19 protein-coding genes and 1 pseudogene are annotated in these 17,458 nt (G+C 41.5%); all 20 read left to right on the plus strand.

Annotation, left to right across the window (positions count from 1 at the left end; genetic code table 11):
• Positions 1 to 589 precede the first annotated feature (589 nt).
• The 20 genes and pseudogenes from ACFOU2_RS19680 (at position 590) to ACFOU2_RS19775 (ending at position 17,458) form a co-directional block, all read left to right on the plus strand.
• A complete protein-coding gene (locus tag ACFOU2_RS19680; protein WP_377918012.1) occupies positions 590 to 2,083 on the plus strand; it encodes an aldehyde dehydrogenase family protein in 1,494 nt (497 codons plus the stop codon).
• Positions 2,084 to 2,488: 405 nt separating this feature from the next.
• Positions 2,489 to 3,337 (plus strand): MIP/aquaporin family protein, encoded by an 849-nt coding sequence (locus ACFOU2_RS19685; RefSeq protein WP_377918013.1) that lies wholly within the window; start codon positions 2,489 to 2,491, stop codon positions 3,335 to 3,337.
• A gap of 48 nt (positions 3,338 to 3,385) precedes the next feature.
• Positions 3,386 to 5,050 carry a propanediol/glycerol family dehydratase large subunit gene (locus ACFOU2_RS19690; RefSeq protein ID WP_377918671.1) on the plus strand — a complete coding sequence of 555 codons (1,665 nt, stop codon included), beginning with the start codon at positions 3,386 to 3,388 and terminating at the stop codon, positions 5,048 to 5,050.
• 14 nt (positions 5,051 to 5,064) lie between these two features.
• Positions 5,065 to 5,643 carry a propanediol/glycerol family dehydratase medium subunit gene (locus tag ACFOU2_RS19695; RefSeq protein WP_377918014.1) on the plus strand — a complete coding sequence of 193 codons (579 nt, stop codon included), beginning with the start codon at positions 5,065 to 5,067 and terminating at the stop codon, positions 5,641 to 5,643.
• 11 nt (positions 5,644 to 5,654) lie between these two features.
• The gene (locus ACFOU2_RS19700; protein WP_377918015.1) at positions 5,655 to 6,101 is read left to right on the plus strand and encodes a diol dehydratase small subunit; all 447 of its coding nucleotides are present in this window, start codon (positions 5,655 to 5,657) and stop codon (positions 6,099 to 6,101) included.
• 4 nt (positions 6,102 to 6,105) lie between these two features.
• The gene (locus tag ACFOU2_RS19705; protein ID WP_377918016.1) at positions 6,106 to 7,944 is read left to right on the plus strand and encodes a diol dehydratase reactivase subunit alpha; all 1,839 of its coding nucleotides are present in this window, start codon (positions 6,106 to 6,108) and stop codon (positions 7,942 to 7,944) included.
• Entirely contained in the window at positions 7,941 to 8,273 is a 333-nt protein-coding gene (locus ACFOU2_RS19710; RefSeq protein ID WP_377918017.1) for a glycerol dehydratase reactivase beta/small subunit family protein, read from the plus strand. The genes ACFOU2_RS19705 and ACFOU2_RS19710 overlap by 4 nt, the downstream gene beginning before the upstream one ends.
• A gap of 19 nt (positions 8,274 to 8,292) precedes the next feature.
• Entirely contained in the window at positions 8,293 to 8,718 is a 426-nt protein-coding gene (locus ACFOU2_RS19715; RefSeq protein ID WP_377918018.1) for a GlcG/HbpS family heme-binding protein, read from the plus strand.
• 184 nt (positions 8,719 to 8,902) lie between these two features.
• Positions 8,903 to 9,040: pseudogene (locus ACFOU2_RS19720) on the plus strand (cob(I)yrinic acid a,c-diamide adenosyltransferase); the annotation flags it as partial.
• Between the two features lie 184 nt (positions 9,041 to 9,224).
• Positions 9,225 to 10,466 (plus strand): sensor histidine kinase, encoded by a 1,242-nt coding sequence (locus ACFOU2_RS19725; protein WP_377918019.1) that lies wholly within the window; start codon positions 9,225 to 9,227, stop codon positions 10,464 to 10,466.
• A gap of 5 nt (positions 10,467 to 10,471) precedes the next feature.
• Entirely contained in the window at positions 10,472 to 11,230 is a 759-nt protein-coding gene (locus ACFOU2_RS19730) for a response regulator transcription factor (RefSeq protein WP_377918672.1), read from the plus strand.
• Positions 11,231 to 11,672: 442 nt separating this feature from the next.
• The gene (locus ACFOU2_RS19735) at positions 11,673 to 11,822 is read left to right on the plus strand and encodes a hypothetical protein (protein ID WP_377918020.1); all 150 of its coding nucleotides are present in this window, start codon (positions 11,673 to 11,675) and stop codon (positions 11,820 to 11,822) included.
• Positions 11,823 to 12,412: 590 nt separating this feature from the next.
• Complete coding sequence (locus ACFOU2_RS19740) at positions 12,413 to 13,261, plus strand: CAP domain-containing protein (protein ID WP_377918021.1); 849 nt, start codon at positions 12,413 to 12,415, stop codon at positions 13,259 to 13,261.
• A 248-nt stretch (positions 13,262 to 13,509) separates the two neighbouring features.
• Complete coding sequence (locus ACFOU2_RS19745; RefSeq protein WP_377918022.1) at positions 13,510 to 14,784, plus strand: ATP-binding protein; 1,275 nt, start codon at positions 13,510 to 13,512, stop codon at positions 14,782 to 14,784.
• Between the two features lie 355 nt (positions 14,785 to 15,139).
• Positions 15,140 to 15,589, plus strand: coding sequence for a Gfo/Idh/MocA family protein (locus ACFOU2_RS19750; protein WP_377918023.1), 450 nt, complete (start codon positions 15,140 to 15,142; stop codon positions 15,587 to 15,589).
• The gene (locus tag ACFOU2_RS19755; RefSeq protein ID WP_377918024.1) at positions 15,499 to 16,071 is read left to right on the plus strand and encodes a hypothetical protein; all 573 of its coding nucleotides are present in this window, start codon (positions 15,499 to 15,501) and stop codon (positions 16,069 to 16,071) included. Before ACFOU2_RS19750 ends, ACFOU2_RS19755 begins: the two co-directional genes overlap by 91 nt.
• Before the next feature lie 15 nt (positions 16,072 to 16,086).
• Positions 16,087 to 16,254 (plus strand): hypothetical protein, encoded by a 168-nt coding sequence (locus ACFOU2_RS19760; RefSeq protein WP_377918025.1) that lies wholly within the window; start codon positions 16,087 to 16,089, stop codon positions 16,252 to 16,254.
• Between the two features lie 13 nt (positions 16,255 to 16,267).
• Entirely contained in the window at positions 16,268 to 16,486 is a 219-nt protein-coding gene (locus ACFOU2_RS19765) for a hypothetical protein (RefSeq protein WP_377918026.1), read from the plus strand.
• A 308-nt stretch (positions 16,487 to 16,794) separates the two neighbouring features.
• Positions 16,795 to 17,148, plus strand: a complete 354-nt coding sequence (locus ACFOU2_RS19770; RefSeq protein ID WP_377918673.1) for a DL-endopeptidase inhibitor IseA family protein — start codon at positions 16,795 to 16,797, stop codon at positions 17,146 to 17,148.
• Positions 17,126 to 17,458 (plus strand): hypothetical protein, encoded by a 333-nt coding sequence (locus ACFOU2_RS19775; protein ID WP_377918027.1) that lies wholly within the window; start codon positions 17,126 to 17,128, stop codon positions 17,456 to 17,458. Before ACFOU2_RS19770 ends, ACFOU2_RS19775 begins: the two co-directional genes overlap by 23 nt.

Below are 17,458 nucleotides of genomic sequence, written 5' to 3' on the forward strand. Positions count from 1 at the left end.
TCGGCAGGATGCGGGTAGTGACAGGCACTTTTATTATTGAGAAAAGAAGAAAGAATTATCAAAATCAATATGGAATCAATACGGTATTCGTATCAATAGCAAAAAAGAGAAGGGGACGACTGTCATTATTACGATTCCTCTGGAAGGAGAAAAAGGTTTGTTATAGCTTGAGAAAACATAATAGGAATTTCAGTAAAATTTTTTACATATTCAAAAAAATGATTTTGAGATTGAGTAAGGACCATCTTCTACTAATGAATGAGCTTGTGTTGGAACGTGCCTTTTCATAACGGAGAAACATAATGTAGCTCCCCTCGCTTCTTGCGGAGGGAGTTTTTTGGGGTTTGGCCTGGTCCATCGTAACTTATCAATTTTTTTAACTCCTTTAGCTTTGAAACGAAAATTTTCCTGAACTTTAAAAATTGTTTTTTATTTCAAATCATTGTATGGGATTAAATGATCCACTGAAAAATGCTGAGTGATTAAAAAAGTATAAAAAATGCTAGTAAATGTAATTTATGTCTAGGTACACCATCCTTTCAAAAAATTATAATGAATTTGTAAATTCAAGAGGATAGGAGTGGGGGATATGCAAAACGTAAGTGCAAAAGGAATCGAATTAAGTCCTAGATTAGTAGAATTTTTAAATGGTGTAAAAAAGCTGTATATAAATGGAGAATGGGTCGACTCCATTTATGGTAAAACATTTGAAACCGTCAACCCTGCAACCGGTGAAAAGCTGGCAGATGTGGCAGAGGCCGGTCCTGGAGATATTCATTCAGCTGTAAAAGCAGCAAGAGAAGCATTTGATCATGGACCATGGTCAAAAATGGGCACAGCAGAGAAAAGCCGCCTCATCTATAAGTTAGCGGATTTAATGGAAGAACATAAGCTAGAGTTGGCGCAGCTTGAGACATTGGATAACGGGAAACCAATTCGTGAAACAACCAATGCGGATGTTCCGTTAGCGATTGAACATTTCCGTTATTTTGCGGGCTGGGCAACGAAAATCGTGGGACAAACCATCCCTGTACAAGGGAACTATTTTAACTATACACGCCACGAAGCCTTGGGAGTCGTCGGGCAAATTATCCCTTGGAACTTCCCGCTGTTAATGGCTGCATGGAAACTGGGTGCCGCCCTTGCGACAGGTTGTACCATTGTCTTAAAACCGGCTGAACAAACACCGCTTTCCGCTTTATATTTAGCCAAATTAATAGAAGAAGCAGGATTCCCAAAAGGCGTTGTCAACGTTGTACCAGGCTATGGCCAAACAGCGGGCGCCCCTCTTGTTGATCATCCGTTAGTCGATAAAATCGCCTTTACCGGTTCAACCGCTGTCGGTAAATCGATCATGAGGCAGGCAAGTGAAACATTAAAACGCGTCACCCTTGAGCTTGGCGGGAAATCGCCGAACATCATTTTACCGGATGCGGACCTTTCAAAAGCGGTACCTGGTGCGTTAATGGGCATTATGTTTAACCAGGGTCAGGTATGCTGCGCGGGAAGCCGTTTATATGTTCAGAAGAAACAATATGACAATGTGGTAGCCGATTTAGTGTCTCTGACTAAAAACATTAACCAGGGCAATGGTTTATTACAAGAAACGACGATGGGCCCGCTCATTTCGGCTGGGCAGCAAAAACGCGTAAAAGGATATATTGATAAAGGAATTGAAGAAGGCGCAGAAGTGCTGGCAGGAGGTAATATCCCATATGACCAGGGTTATTTCGTTGCCCCGACGATTTTTGCGGATGTCAACCATTCGATGACGATTGCCAAAGAAGAAATTTTTGGCCCGGTTGTAGCGGCGATGCCGTTTGATGATTTAGATGATCTTGTCGAAAAAGCAAACGACTCTGATTACGGCTTAGCAGCGGGCGTTTGGACGCAGGATATTAAGAAGGCTCATTACATTGCACACCGCATTAAGGCAGGTACGGTGTGGGTGAACTGCTACAATGCATTTGACGCCGCAAGTCCATTCGGCGGCTATAAGCAATCCGGTATCGGCCGTGAAATGGGAAGCTACGCGTTAGACAACTATACGGAAGTGAAGAGTGTCTGGGTGAACATGGACTGAGCCGTCCCATTTTCCCATTATGAAAACAGCACAGGATGAGACGCGGGCGGAACGTGTGACAACGTTCCGCCCGCGTCTCTTTTTGTCCCGCATTAACGGGCAGTAAGACCCCCACTGATGGAAGTTTCCTTTATTTTAGGATAAGACAAAGGCACTGTTTTTCAATGATTCAAGAAGTATAAAAAATGCTAGTGAATGTAATTTATGTCTAGATACATATCGATTTCAGAAAATTATAATAAATTTAATCAAAATAAAAAAGGAGGAGAATGATCAAAAGCATTCCCATCAAACGGTTACGTAAGTAGTATCCTTGCTAAATAGTAGAGAAGCAGACTATCAATGGAGGACATGAAGGATATGAACGATTGCTTCATGGAGGTGACTTAAAAAAATAGAAAGAAGGTGTCTCCCATAAAAGAGCTAAAAGGAGAATTAATCGCAGAGTTTATTGGCAGCTTTATTCTGATTTTTTTTGGTGCAGGTTGTGTGGCTGCTCTTGTTTTAAATGAAGCTCAATATACGATATGGGATATAGCCGTGATCTGGGGATTGGCCGTGAGTTTAGCTCTTTATTTGACTGCAGCCATATCAGGAGCACACATTAACCCGGCGGTCACATTATCGCTTGCCGTTTATCGCGGGTTCTCTTGGGCTAAGGTCTTGCCCTATATTATAGCCCAAACAACCGGAGCCTTTACCGGAGCCGCTTTCGTATATGGACTCTATTACAAGGGTTTTATCCACTATGAGGCCACAAAGGAAGTCATACGCGGGAGCGCAGAAAGTCAACCTTTGGCAAGTATCTTTTCTACCTACCCCGCTCCCTATCTCACTTATTTTCAAGCGGCATTGGTTGAAACGGCCATCACTGCTTTTTTAGTAGCCGCTCTATTTGCCTTTATTGACGAACGAAATTCATTTGCTCCTACAAAAGCATTATTTCCTTTAGCGGTAGGAATGGTTGTCGCTGCACTCGGCGGTTCCTTTGGTACGTTAACAGGGTTTGCGATGAATCCGGCGCGGGATTTTGGCCCTAAATTATTCTCGGCGCTAGTCGGCTGGGGGCCTGTCGCTTTTTCCGGAATAAAAGGCTATTTCTGGGTTCCGCTTATCGCGCCAATGATAGGGGCGATGATAGGGGGCGGATTGTATGATTCTCTCATTGGCAAATATCTTTCTGTTGAACATTCCTCCTCGAAGGAAACTGAGAACATCCAGGAAGAAATTGCCGCTTCTTCCGAAACTTATTAATCTTAAACAATTATCTAAATAATGATAGAAAGAGGGATATCTCTTATGCTGCGTTCAAAACGATTTGAGATTTTAGAAGAAAGACCGGTCAATAAAGATGGATTTGTAACAGAATGGCCTGAAATGGGATTTGTCGCGATGTCCAGCCCCAATGATCCAAAGCCTTCTGTCAAAGTGGAAAATGGCCGGATCGTAGAATTGGATGAAAAAAAACGAGAAGATTTTGATATGCTGGACCAGTTTATTGCAGATTACACGATTGACGCAAGCATAGTCGAAGAAGTCATGGCCCTTGACAGTCTGGAGATTGCTAGAAAGCTCGTGGATATTAATGTGTCCCGTTCAGAAATTGTCAGGCTGTCAAAAGGACTCACACCTGCAAAAGTGCTGGAAGTTCTCAATCATATGAATGTCGTGGAAATGATGATGGCCCTGCAAAAGATGAGAGCAAGGAAAACGCCGTCCAACCAATGCCACGTCACAAATGTGCGCGATAACCCTGTACTAATGGCCGCAGATGCTGCGGAAGCGGGACTCTATGGATTTGATGAACAAGAAACAACGGTTGGAGTTGCCCGTTATGCTCCCTTTAATGCGTTAGCATTGCTCGTAGGTTCCCAAACGGCAAGGAATGGAGTCCTAACTCAGGATTCTTTAGAAGAAGCGACAGAACTTCGCTTAGCCATGCTTGGAATGACGTCCTATGCTGAAACCGTTTCCATTTACGGTACGGAATCTGTTTTTATAGACGGGGATGATACCCCTTGGTCAAAATCATTTTTAGCCTCTGCCTATGCTTCACGCGGCGCTAAAATGCGCTTTACATCAGGTACTGGTTCCGAGGTGCAAATGGCAGGGGCAGAAGGGAAATCCATGCTTTATTTAGAAATTCGCTGCGTCATGATGGCGAAAGGAGCAGGCGTTCAAGGACTGCAAAATGGTTCCATCAGCTGTATTGGCATCCCGGCCTCTGTACCGAGCGGAATCCGTGCCGTCTTAGCAGAAAACTTGGCCACAACATTATTTGATTTGGAAGTAGCCTCAGGAAATGACCAAACGTTCTCACATTCGGAAATTCGCCGAAGCGCCAAAATGCTGTGTCAAATGCTGCCAGGTACAGATTTTATCTTTGCCGGATTCGCAGCTGTACCGAACAATGAGGATATGTTTGCCGGCTCTAATATGGATTCCAGCGACCTGGACGATTACCTGATTATTCAGCGGGATATGATGGTGGACGGCGGATTGAAACCGGTGGATGAAGAAAGCGTTATCAAAGCCCGCTATGAGGCGGCTAAAGCGATGCAGGCTATTTTTGAAGAGCTGGGGTTCCCTGCGATTACAGATGAGGAAATCGAAGCGGCCACTTATGCCAACAGCAGTGTTGATATGCCACAGCGAAACGTTGTTGAAGATTTAAAAGCGGCTGAGCGAATTTTACGGGATGGGATTTCGGGATTTGATATAGCTCTCATCTTAGCTAAGCGCGGGTATCGCCAAACGGCTGAACGGACTTTCAATATGTTGAAACAAAGGGTAGCCGGCGACTATTTGCATACATCGGCCATTATTAATAAAGATAATGTCGTGATAAGCGCGGTCAATGATGAAAATGATTACATGGGACCCGGAACAGGCTACCGCCTCAGTCCGGAAAGATGGGAAGAAATCAAGAACATTCGTCAAGCCATCAGTCCGCAAGACTTTGATTAAGGGAGGAATTGAAGATGACATCAGCAGCATTTTCCATTGAGATGAAATTAACGGAAATCGGGCCGGCAGCAAAAGGCACCAATCCTGGAGAAGTGGTTGTAGCCGTAGCCCCTGCTTTTGGAAAAGAAATGAATAAAACCATTGTGAAAGTCGATCACGCTGCTGTCCTGCGTGAAATCCTTTCCGGGATTGAAGAGCAGGGAGCCGTTCCACGGGTCATTCGCAGCTTGCGCACGGCTGACCTGGCTTTTATGGCGCACGGAGCAGCGCAATTGAGCGGTTCAGGCATCAGCATCGGCTTGCAGTCTCGGGGAACGGCAGTGATCCATCAGCGCGATTTGGATCCACTAAGCAATCTTGAATTATTTCCCCAATCTCCCTTAATTACGTTAGACATGTACCGGGCGATTGGACGGAATGCGGCCATGTATGCGTTAGGGGAAAGCCCAAATCCCGTACCGGTGTTAAATGACGAAATGACACGTCCTAAATACCAGGCGGCCGCGGCCCTGCTTTATTTAAAAGAATGCCAGTCGCTTGTACCGGATCAGAAGCCTATTGAATTAAAAGCAGAATTTTTCATAAAAGGCTAGGAGGAAAGAACATGAAACATATAACAAAAGAAAAAGTAGAAAATTTAACAAAAAAAGACTATCCGCTCGGTTCAAAAAGGCCTGATTTATTGTTCACTCCCACAGAAAAAGCCTATAACGATCTAACATTGGATGCCGCTTTAAAAGGAGAGGTAACAGGAGCGGATTTGCGTATTAGCCCTAAAACCCTTGAAATGCATGCGGACATTAGTGAAAGTTTAGGAAGAACACAACTGGCGAAAAACTTCCGCCGGGCAGCTGAAATGATCAATATATCCGATGCCCGTATATTAGAAATCTATAATGCCATGCGCCCTAACCGTTCGACGAAAGAAGAGCTTTTAGCGATTGCCGATGAATTAGAAACAGAATATGGGGCGACAGAAAATGCCGCATTAATCCGCGAAGCTGCGGATGTCTACGAAAGACGCGGAAGATTAAGGAAAATTGAGGAATAGGGGAATGGTGAAAAAAATTTTAGCCGGGGTCGATATCGGCAATTCATCGACTGAAGTGGCGATTGCGTGTGTGGACGGACACCATGCACAATTTCTCTCCCAGCATTTAGTCAAAACAACGGGCATAAAAGGAACCACTGACAATGTCAAAGGTATCCGTCTTGCTTTACAGGAAGCGGCTAAAAAAGCGGACATCGAGCTAAAGGACATTGATTTGATCCGGTTGAATGATGCCGTTCCGGTTATTGGCGATTTGGCCATGGATCTGATTAGCGAAACGATTATCACTGAATCTTCCATGATCGGCCATAATCCGGATACTCCGGGCGGAGCGGGTTTGGGTGTCGGGACAACGGTTTTGATCGATCAATTATTTGATGTAGATGAAAAAGAGCGGGATTATATCGCCGTTATACCTAAATCCTTTGATTATGAATGGGTTGCCCACCTTCTTAATCAGGCAGAAAGCAAAGGAATATCCGTCACCGGCGCGATTGTTCAAAAGGATGACGGAGTGCTGATACACAATCGCCTGAACAAAAAAATTCCCATCGTAGATGAGGTCGCTTTAATCGAAAAAGTTCCGCTTTTAAAACTCGCAGCGGTAGAAGTCGCTTTACCGGGTCATGTGATTCGGACATTAAGCAATCCATATGGCCTTTCCACTGTCTTTGAGTTGGATCCTGACCAGACGATCCAAATTGCTTTAGTCGCTAAAGCATTGGTGGGCAACCGATCGGCCGTAGTGATCCGGACACCGCAGGGGGAAGTGGTCGAACGGAAAATCGAAGCGGGACGGGTCATTTTAATAGGGGCGAACAACCAGCAGCTGGAAGTATCCATTAATGATGGGGCGGAAGCCATTATGAATATGTATGAAAAATTGGGAACGCTGACAGATGTCCGGGGAGAAACAGGCACGAATGTGGGGGGGATGTTCAACGGTCTCCGCCATGATTTAGCAGGGCTCACCGGACAATTGCCAAATGAAATTGCCATCTCTGATTTTCTGGCCGTTGATGCAGTGATCCCAACCTCTATTAGCGGGGCGATGGCCGGTGAGCTTTCCATGGAAAGCGGCGTCGCTTTAGCCTCAATGGTCAAAACAGATAAGATTCCTGTCCAAAGAGTCGCACGCCTATTGGAAAAAGAAGTGGGCATCAAGGTTGAAGTGGGCGGTGTTGAAGCAGAAATGGCCATTCGGGGAGCTTTAACGACTCCCGGTACGAGAAAACCGATTGTGATTCTCGATATGGGCGGCGGTTCAACCGATGCTGCCATGATGAATGAAGCCGGCAAAATCATCTCAAGCCACTTGGCCGGTGCAGGAGACATGGTCACGATGCTGATTAATTCCGAACTCGCTTTAGGGGACAAGGAACTGGCCGAAAAAATTAAAAAGTATCCTTTAGGAAAAGTGCTGAGTTTATTTCATATGCAGCTGGAAGACGGAACGATGTTATTTTCTGAAACGCCTTTTCCTCCGTACACATTCGGGAAAGTAGTAATCCGGGAAGAGCGGGATCTCACGCCTTTATCAAGCAAAGCATCCATGGAGAAAATCAGGGAAATACGCCGAAGCGCCAAGCGGAGAGTGTTTGTAACGAATGCGCTGCGCGCTCTTAAACGGGTCATCCCGACAGGCAACTTAAAACACTTGTCTTTTGTCGTCATGGTGGGGGGATCGGCACTTGACTTTGAAATTCCGCAAATGTTGACAGAGGAACTGGGCAAGTATGGGATTGTAGCCGGTTTTGCCAATATACGAGGTACAGAAGGCCCGCGAAATGCAGTCGCTACCGGTTTGGTCCTATCCTCTGTCAGGCAAGAGGTATTAAAATGAATAAACGTGACATTTACATGACGATTTTATATAACAGCACGCTGCCCTCTGATCAAATTCAGGAAGTCTGTGCCGGCTTGGAAGAAGAAGAGGTCCCGTTCTTACTGCAAGAACGGGACAAAGCGGGCAGTTTTATTGAACTGGGATGGGAAGCCGCATCCATGTCCCCTTTGCAGGTCGGGATAGGGATTGATCAAAATGGAGATGTATGCGTGCATCACCAGAAATTGAAACGGGAAGAACCATATTTACAAGACAGCCTTCCAAACGGGCGCAAATTAGGGAAGAACGCAGCCCGTTTGATCAAAGGATTGCCACTATCTTTTTAGTAGGAGAGGATGGGAAAAGATGAGTCAGATCAATTTAGAATTAGCGAAAAAACTGATCGAGAGTGCTGAAAAGGAAGCGAATGAAATCGAAGTTCCTATGGTCATTAGTATTGTGGATGAAGGCGGGAATTTCATAGCCTGCCACCGAATGGATGATGCTTTATTGGTCAGCGTGGATATTGCCCAAAACAAAGCATGGACGTCAGTAGCGATGAAAATGCCAACAGCAGATTTGGCCGAGGCAGCCGGAGCAGGAAAAGAGCTTTACGGTATTAATACAACGAATAACGGACGGGTTGTCGTGTTCGGCGGAGGCATTCCATTGTGCCAAAACGGCCAAATTATCGGAGCGGTAGGCGTAAGCGGCGGCTCGGTTGAAGAGGATATACGAGTGGCCCAGGCAGCCGTTGATGCGCTGAATGAGCCAGTCTCTTCAAATAAATAAAATGATTCATATGATATTCGTTTGATTAGTCCACCTGCCGTCCAATGAAGGCAGTCATTTTCGATACCCTTAGGAACCAGCCTTTCAATCAGCTTCCTGGTTCCAAGGGTATCGTCTGTTTTATGAAAAGCGAAATGATGGTTGCTGTGTATGAAAATAAAACAAAACAGAGAGGGTGTAAACAATGAAGGTTTATACAAAATCGGGTGATAAAGGGGAAACAAGTCTCGTGTATGGAAAAAGAGTGTCAAAAGCCTCTGTTTATGTGGAAGCTTACGGAACATGTGATTTTAGCTTGATAAGTCTGATCCACATCACATTTTTTGAGACATTTTCATTTTATCCTGCATTAACGGGCAGTAAGACCCCCACTGATGGAAGTTTCCTTTATATAACCATTTGTTTTCATAGACGCTGCAGGAATTTTATATTTTTTAACGAACATGTAAAGGTGTCAAATAACTAGAAAAATTCCAAATACAAAACAAATAAAATGGAGGTAAACGTTGACTGCACTTACATTACGTAATGTCGTGAATGTCGAGATTCTTCAGGAAATCCAGGAGCGCTTTTCAGACGCTACCGGTTTTGGCGTCATTATTGCAGATGAGCAGGGCGTGCCTGTCACCAGGCCGACTAATTTCACGAGTTTTTGCACCCACATACGCTCCTCTGAGAAAGGATTGCAATGCTGTATAGCGTCCGATCGAAAGGTGGGTCTGATTGCAGCAGAACAAGGGAAAACCGTCATACATTATTGCCATTCGGGTCTAGTTGATTTGGCGGCGCCTATTTTTCTCAACGGCAAGCACATTGGATCTGTTCTATGCGGCCAGGTGTTAATTGAAGATCGTGATGAAAAGCAGGTGGACCTGATTCGCGAGAAAACCAAACATTTACCGATTGATCAAGAACTCCTCCAGCTTTATTTTGAAAAGATCGAATTTACAAGTCAAAAACGGATTGAAACAGCAACAGAGCTGCTTCAGCTCGTTGCCAATTACATCATCAAAATGGGTGCTAATTATCTTGCACAAGAAGAGCTGAATGAGAAGAACCAGAAGCTGATGGAAGAGATGCAAGCTCGTGCCAGGCTGGAGAAACTCCTGCAGGAAACGCAATTAAAAGTCTTGCAATCACAGATTAATCCACATTTTTTATTTAACACATTAAACACCATTTCACGGCTTGCTTATTTAGAGAACGCGGAACAGACACAAAATGTGACGTACTCGCTGGCTAAAATCATGAGGTACAGTCTGCGCAATATAGACCAGCTTGTTACGTTAAAGGAAGAATTGGATTACACGAAAAATTATTTAAATATTCAACAATCCCGTTTCCGTAACCGGATTCAATATGAAGAAAGAATAGACGTTGATATAGAAACAATAAAAATGCCTATTCTTTCAATTCAGCCTATCATTGAAAACGCTATCATCCATGGATTTGAGCCGCAAGATAGTAGAATTGTCATTAAGATTCATGGATTTTTAAAAGATGACAAAGTGGTATTAGAAATTTCTGATACGGGAGTGGGGATGACTGAAGAAAAGGTATCCTCCCTGTTTTTAGATTCAAGTGTCAAAAAGAACAGTCATACTACAGGAATTGGAATGAATAACGTACAAAAGCGAATTCAATATTACTTTGGAGAAGAGTACGGTATTACGGTTGTTGAAAGCCGACCGGGAGTTGGTACAATGGTGAGGATCGTCATTCCGAATTCAGGAGGTGTTCCGGTTTGAAGGTGATGATTGTCGATGATGAACCGTTAGAACGGGAAGTATTAACGATGATAATTAAAAGAGAAAACCTCGGAGTAAGCCAACTATTTGAAGCGGAAAACGGGGCTGATGCTGTCGATCTGGCGAAGCAAAAGCGAATGGATGTCGTGCTTATGGATATTAAAATGCCGATCATGGACGGCTTGACGGCGGCCGAAATAATTAAAAAGGATGTTCCGGACTGCCACGTCATTTTCCTTACAGCGTATGATGAGTCCGACTTTTCCTATCAAACTAGTAAATTGGGAGCGGATGATCATTTATTAAAACCGGCTCATCCGAATGAGGTCAAACAAACATTAGTTAAATATATACCTGTATTAAACCGTCCGGTTCGACCCTCTTTAGAAGCATCCTGCGAGCATGGTGATATTAAAACAATCATGGAATATATCGAAAACCATCTTCATTTAGATTTAAATTTAGATACTTTATCCGGGCTGGTCTATCTTAACGGACAATATCTCAGCAGGCTGTTTAAACAAGAAACCGGCTGCACGATTACCCAATACATTACAACACGTCGACTGGAAAAAGCGAAACAATATCTTAGCTACAGCCAGGAAACCGTCATGGAAATAAGCGAGAAGTGCGGATTTTCTGATTCTAATTACTTTGCAAGGGTATTTAAAAAGTATGAAGGGGTCACACCTACGCAATATCAGCAGCGATCTCTCATGGGAAGAAAGAAAAGAATCAATTCATTCAATAATTTTGTGATGTAAAAAAGTTGATTTGCCGCTATAAAACACCAGGAACAGCTAAAATACAAGCAGTATACAGAAAAAGCGAGATGAGAATGTACATGATCAGCAAGAATCCTGTCATTACATAAAAAGTACGGCATTCCCGATTATAGGCCGTACTTTTTTGTTGTTATGAACTTTTAGCCGGTATAGCCGGTTCGTCGTCAACAAATATATGGAACGGGTTTTTTTGTAGAATTTTTTATCTTGTTTATTATAAAAATGTTATGTTAACAAATGTTCATCTCTTACATAAAAAACAATACAGTTTCATACATTTCTCTAAAATCATGATAAAAATACCTGTTCACCTAACGGACAACTCCATTCAACCGATCAATTTATTCAAAGGCATAAAAACATAAACCTTAACACCTAAGGACACACTACAAGTGACAATGATCCAGAAAGGGTGTTTACTTTGAATAACAAACAAAACAACACAAATAAAGAAAAAGATTTAAAAAGTAATGAAGGAAATTTAGCGTATCCCGAGTACGGTGATAGAGAGGAGCATACTCAAAAAGATGCTCAGCCAAATTTGAAAAATACATTTCATACAGAATGGTAAAAGGGGCGGTCCTAAAGGGGACCTCCCTTTTTTTCTGAATCACCTCTGACCATCATGTTAAATCCTATGAAATCAAGGGTTTAGGAGGGGCCGTCTTCAGGGGTTTACATCAAAGTCCCCCGCCTGGTTAAAGGATAACTAAGCGGGGAACTGACCTTTTTTCTAAAGGAAACACGAAGCTAAAACAAGCAACGGTAAATTTTTTCATCCCATTTTCCTTTCTAAAACGCCTTCGTTTATAGGATGGTTAATAATATAAGAAATATGTACAAACGGACATATTCAATAAGAAGCGGTACAGGGGAAAGTTGAAAAATTAGGAGAGGAAGAGAATCCTGTTTCTTGCTTTTTACTGCGGAACGTTCGACAGTAAATAATGTCTTTCACTTTTTACGATTTTTTGTTTTATCTTCTTGAACCAGCTAAAAAGGGTTATGCATAAAACATGGTGTAAGGAGCTCATTGCCCATGTACCATGTTTTATGTGGATTTATATACAACGGTTACCAAGAGTGAGTTTTGTTCTGGAAGGCACACTAAAAAAGTCGAGGTACGACAAAACTAAAATAATAAGACAAAGGAGCATCCCAATGATAAAGAGACCTTTGCTTAAAAGTGCTTTTGCATTGCTTCTTTCCGCGTCTGTTATAAGCGGTTGTAACAACGGTGACCTGAATTTAGGCCAGGAAGGCCGAAACGATCATAATGACAATGCCAGAAATGTCTCCGTCAGAGATGTAGACCGCAACCGAAATCACGTTCTTAATGTTCGAAACGTTCAAAACGGTCGAAATGATCAAAATGGTCTACGGGCTCAAAACGGTCAAACAGATCAAAACAACCGGGTTTTCCAATTTATCAATATTCCAACACCGGACCAAAATGATGTTTTTACTACATGTGACCCGTCTGTTGACCATGCACGAAACGGACATATTACTCAAAGACCCATTACCTATCGTGAAATCCCGGGTTACAACCAATCTCGACAAAATCCTTCTCCAACAGGTGATACTGCGGCTCCCGGTCAAACCGGAAATCAGGCAGCACCTAGCACATCTGCAGACAATATGATTCAGCAGGTTGTCCAGCTTACAAATGAGCAACGCAGAAAGAATGGACTTCCTGACCTTCAAGTAGATGGTAAGTTGGCTGGCGTTGCGCAAACGAAAGCCACTGATATGATGAAAAACAAATACTTTTCCCATACAAGTCCAACTTATGGTTCTCCTTTTGATATGATGAATCAATTTGGCGTTTCTTACACAGCCGCCGGGGAAAATATCGCGCAAGGACAGCCGTCAGCCCAGCAAGTGGTTAATGACTGGATGAACAGCCCGGGACACCGTGCGAATATTTTAAACCGCAATTTCACTCATATCGGGGTAGGTCATACAACGGGCCAGCATTATTGGGTACAGCAGTTTATCAAAAAATAATCGCCTTTAGATAGTAAAAAAGTGTGAGGATAGAACTCCTCACACTTTTCTTAGATGTTTACTTTATATACTCATAAAAGGGAACAGTTGAATGGGGAATGCCTATTACCCAAACAGATGTTGACATGTTGAATTTAATTTTTTAAATATAAGTTTCTCAATGTTACTTCTCTAAAAAAAGCTTCCCTTGTAAAGGTTTTTTCCTTTATACTTAAATATGTAACAAATTCTGTTAGGGGCTTTCTACAATGGATTTTATTTACATTAATCAAAACATTTTAGATAATCTGTTTTACATTTTAGCCAGTATTTTTATTTTTTTTGTTTTATTTGATAATGTGAAGAGGCTGAAATATTATAAAAAGACCTTCATTACCACATGCATGAGTTTACCTGTCATCTTATGTATGAAATTCCCTATTTATATTGATGAGTATTGTGTTCATGACTTAAGGCAAATCCCTCTTTTTATTGGTATACTTTATGGCGGCTGGCCTGTCGGGGCTGCTTTGTTGATTATTCTATTCACGGTTAGGTTTGCTATTTATGGATTTAATTTCCTAACGGTTGTTGTTTATGTAGTGATATTTATTATAACAGCGCTTCTTTCAACAAAATTCAACACGTTGAATAGAAAGAACAAGCTTATGACCTCGGTTTTGCTATCTTTGTTTCTTGGAATTCTAACAACATTTATCGCTGTTATCATGTCTGATTTTTTTAGATTGACAGAGGCTTACTTATTTTATTTTATCATTCTTCCTCCTGTCATCATGTTTTTCGCTGTATATATCATAGAAGTTTTAAAAGATGCGATTAATATAAGATCAAAAATAGTAAAGCTAGAAAAAATGGAGGTAGTAAGTCAGCTTGCGGCAAGTATTTCACACGAAGTTAGAAATCCTTTAACGGTTGTGAAAGGGTTTATTGAATTGCTGAAAGCTCCCGATCTATCTCAAGAAGTGAAGGAACAATACATTCAACATGTGGTTAGAGAACTTAAAAGTGCAGAGTCAATTATTAGTGATTATTTAGCATTTGCAAAACCTGCAATTGAAAAAGTGGAAACTATTTTAATAGATCGTGAAATAAGAAATGTAATTGAAATTATAAAGCCATTAGCCAACATGAATTCGGTGGAGATATCGGATAAGCTGGAACCAGGAACTGTGCGTGGGAATGTTAAATATCTCCAACAATGTTTTTTAAACCTGATTAAAAATGGTATAGAGGCAATGCCTAACGGAGGGGAACTTAGTGTCGTTTCATTTGTGAATAAAACCGATATAACCATCAAAATAAGCGATAACGGGGTTGGAATGAGCAAAGAACAAGTAAACCGTTTTGGCGAGCCTTATTATAGCAGCAAAGAAAAAGGTACAGGATTAGGTTCAATGGTTGCTGTTAGGATAGTCCAAACGATGAATGGGACACTTGATATAAAAAGTGCCCTAAATGAAGGAACAACTATAACCATAACATTTCCTGTTTATATTGATGAACATAGCGGATCGAACCCTTAAATTGGGTTGCTTTCTGCTATTAACCAAACAAGTGTTGACATGTTGAAAGAGCAGCATCAACCTTTGGAGAAGCCTGGTCAATTTTTATACATAATGATTCATCGAAGTATTCAGGATTAATCAAGCTGAACCGTCTCATAAGTAAATGAGGTTTTTATATCACTTAATAATCAATAAAAAACAAAGGAATATCCGTTTGAGTTATAATCCTACGTGAACAAGAGGGTAATAGAGATGCAAATAATGAGCATAAAACATAAACCCCATCATTTTTTGAACTTATCTCTCGGCAGCTGAATGGTTTAAAACAAACCTTCAAACGGTTCATTTCGTTACAGATCATTACCGGGAATTATTGCAAAATCCAGAAGTAGAAGCCGTATATTGTGCTGTACCACATCATCTGCATCAACAAATGTATATTGATATTATCGAAGCCGGAAAGCACCTATTAGGAGAAAAACCGTTTGGGATTGATTTAAAAGCGAATGAAGCGATTTTAAAAGCCGTTCGACAGAATCCTAACGTAATCGTGCGTTGTTCATCAGAATTTCCTTTTTTTCCGGGAGCGTATAAACTGCACAACCTTGTTCGCCAAGGATTCGCAGGAGAGATTATTAGTGTTGAAGCTGGTTTTTGGCATAGCAGTGATTTGGATCCAGATAAACCAATCAATTGGAAAAGGCAGTTGCTACAAATGGAGAGTATGGCTGTATGGGCGACCTCGGCATGCATGTGCTGCATTTACCATTACGTTTTGGCTGGAGACCCCATTCTATCCATGCAGTCTTATCAAATATCATAAAAGAACGTGTTACAGCGAGCGGTGAAAAAGTTTCTTGTGATACATGGGATAATGCTTATATTTCCTGTGAAGTCAAAACGGAGAAAAATCCGTTCCCGATGATTCTTTCATTCAAAAGAATGGCTCCCGGCCATAATAATACATGGTTTATTCGCATTGAAGGAACAAAGGGCTCTATTGAATATTCCACAAAATGTCCAAAGCAGCTCAAATATATGTCATATAGGGCAGGAAAGGAACAAGCGTGGCAAGTTTTAGACGTAAATTATGAAAGCGCTTATAAAATGATTACAGGTCCAATTTTTAAGTTTGGTTTTTCCGATTCCATTCTACAAATGTGGGCATCGTTTTGTGAGGAGGCCGCTAATGGAGGGACCTCTCAACCTTTATATTGTGTAACACCTGAGGAAACGGCAGAAAGTCATCGAATCTTTACGGCTGCCCTTGAATCGTATAAAAGAGGCGAGAAAATTCTCGTATAAGAGAGGCAAAATGTTATGAAGAAAACAGACGTTATGATAGCGGATCATACGAAGTTTGAAGTGACTTCACTCCACAAATTTGCTAGCTTTGAAGAATTGGACTTACTCATTACAAACAAGGAATTGAATGAAACATACCAAAGAGAGATTAAAAAGTTAAATGTCCGTGTGGAAATGGTCTAGAGAGGGGGATGTCATGACTTTGATAAAAAACGAATTGTTAAAAGAAACATTAAACATGTTGAATAACGCCCACATCGTATTGACACAAGAGGAACAACAGAAGCTGGAAATTACCGATCTTGGCCTTGGAAATATAGAGCAAGAAGGTATCCAAATCTACACTTACGTAAATACAAGTCGTTATTGTGCCAAATACCGTGCACTTTATCCTTTATTAAAAATTCATTTGTAAATTAAAGATTTTACATGAGAAATATTGGTTTTTCTTTTATAGAATGTTCAATCTAGTTTATTATAAAAATATTATGTTAACAAAATTTCGTTTCTCACATAAAGAACAATACAGTTTCATACTGGATCTGTTGCCTGTCACTCCCAGACTTCGGGTGGTACCAGGTATATTTTTTTGTATTTTTCTATAAATTGAAACTTTTTTCCTTGGTGTACGTTAAACATGATGAATTTAATGAAGAGAATTTATAAATAGACGCAAATAGTCATTATTGGCATGTAGTAAGCGGGGGAAATAGTGAAGGGGAAATCAAATCTTTTGATTACAAAGGGAAAGATTATCGTTATTTAGGTGAAGATATTGGAACGATGGAAAAGTTGTTCACTTTTTTAACGGAAGTTTATACGCTAGAAGCGGCACAGTCGTTGATTCAAATGCTTCAAATTGTTGAAGTGAATGGAAAAACAGCTCAACCAAATGCCGACGGCGGCAGTTTGGTGGAGTGGGGGCAAGCGGCAATCAAGCTTGTCAACGAAACGGAAACAGCAAAAATATATCAAATTACGGTGCCGATTGGTGATAGCGGAGACATTGAAGAGTTCCAAGTGAAGATCCGATTTGTTCGGGATCAAGGGTGGCGTGTCCATCAACTGCAATCATAAAATGAAGAGGAAGTTCGGGCAGCACCCGGAACGATTAAGTGACTCGGCGGTTAGTGTGTTTCCGTATATAATTAAGCGAGTCGGTCCCCGTTCCTTGAGGCAAAGAGATTTGTCCATTAAAATTGTAGTGGACGAAAAACAAGACTTAAATCAAATTTTTAAAGAAATTAAACAATTAAACATGAAAGTAAAGCGTGTCAAAATTAAAGATTTACATAATGGCCAGCAGCAGCTGGAAACGATGATTTTGGACGCTGAAAAGCGATATATATGCGTCTTTAAAAAACATGGCTCAAACGGTGTCGGTTGA

Source organism: Bacillus songklensis (genome assembly GCF_042649685.1).
Classification (GTDB): Bacteria; Bacillota; Bacilli; order Bacillales; family Bacillaceae_H; genus Bacillus_BA; species Bacillus_BA songklensis.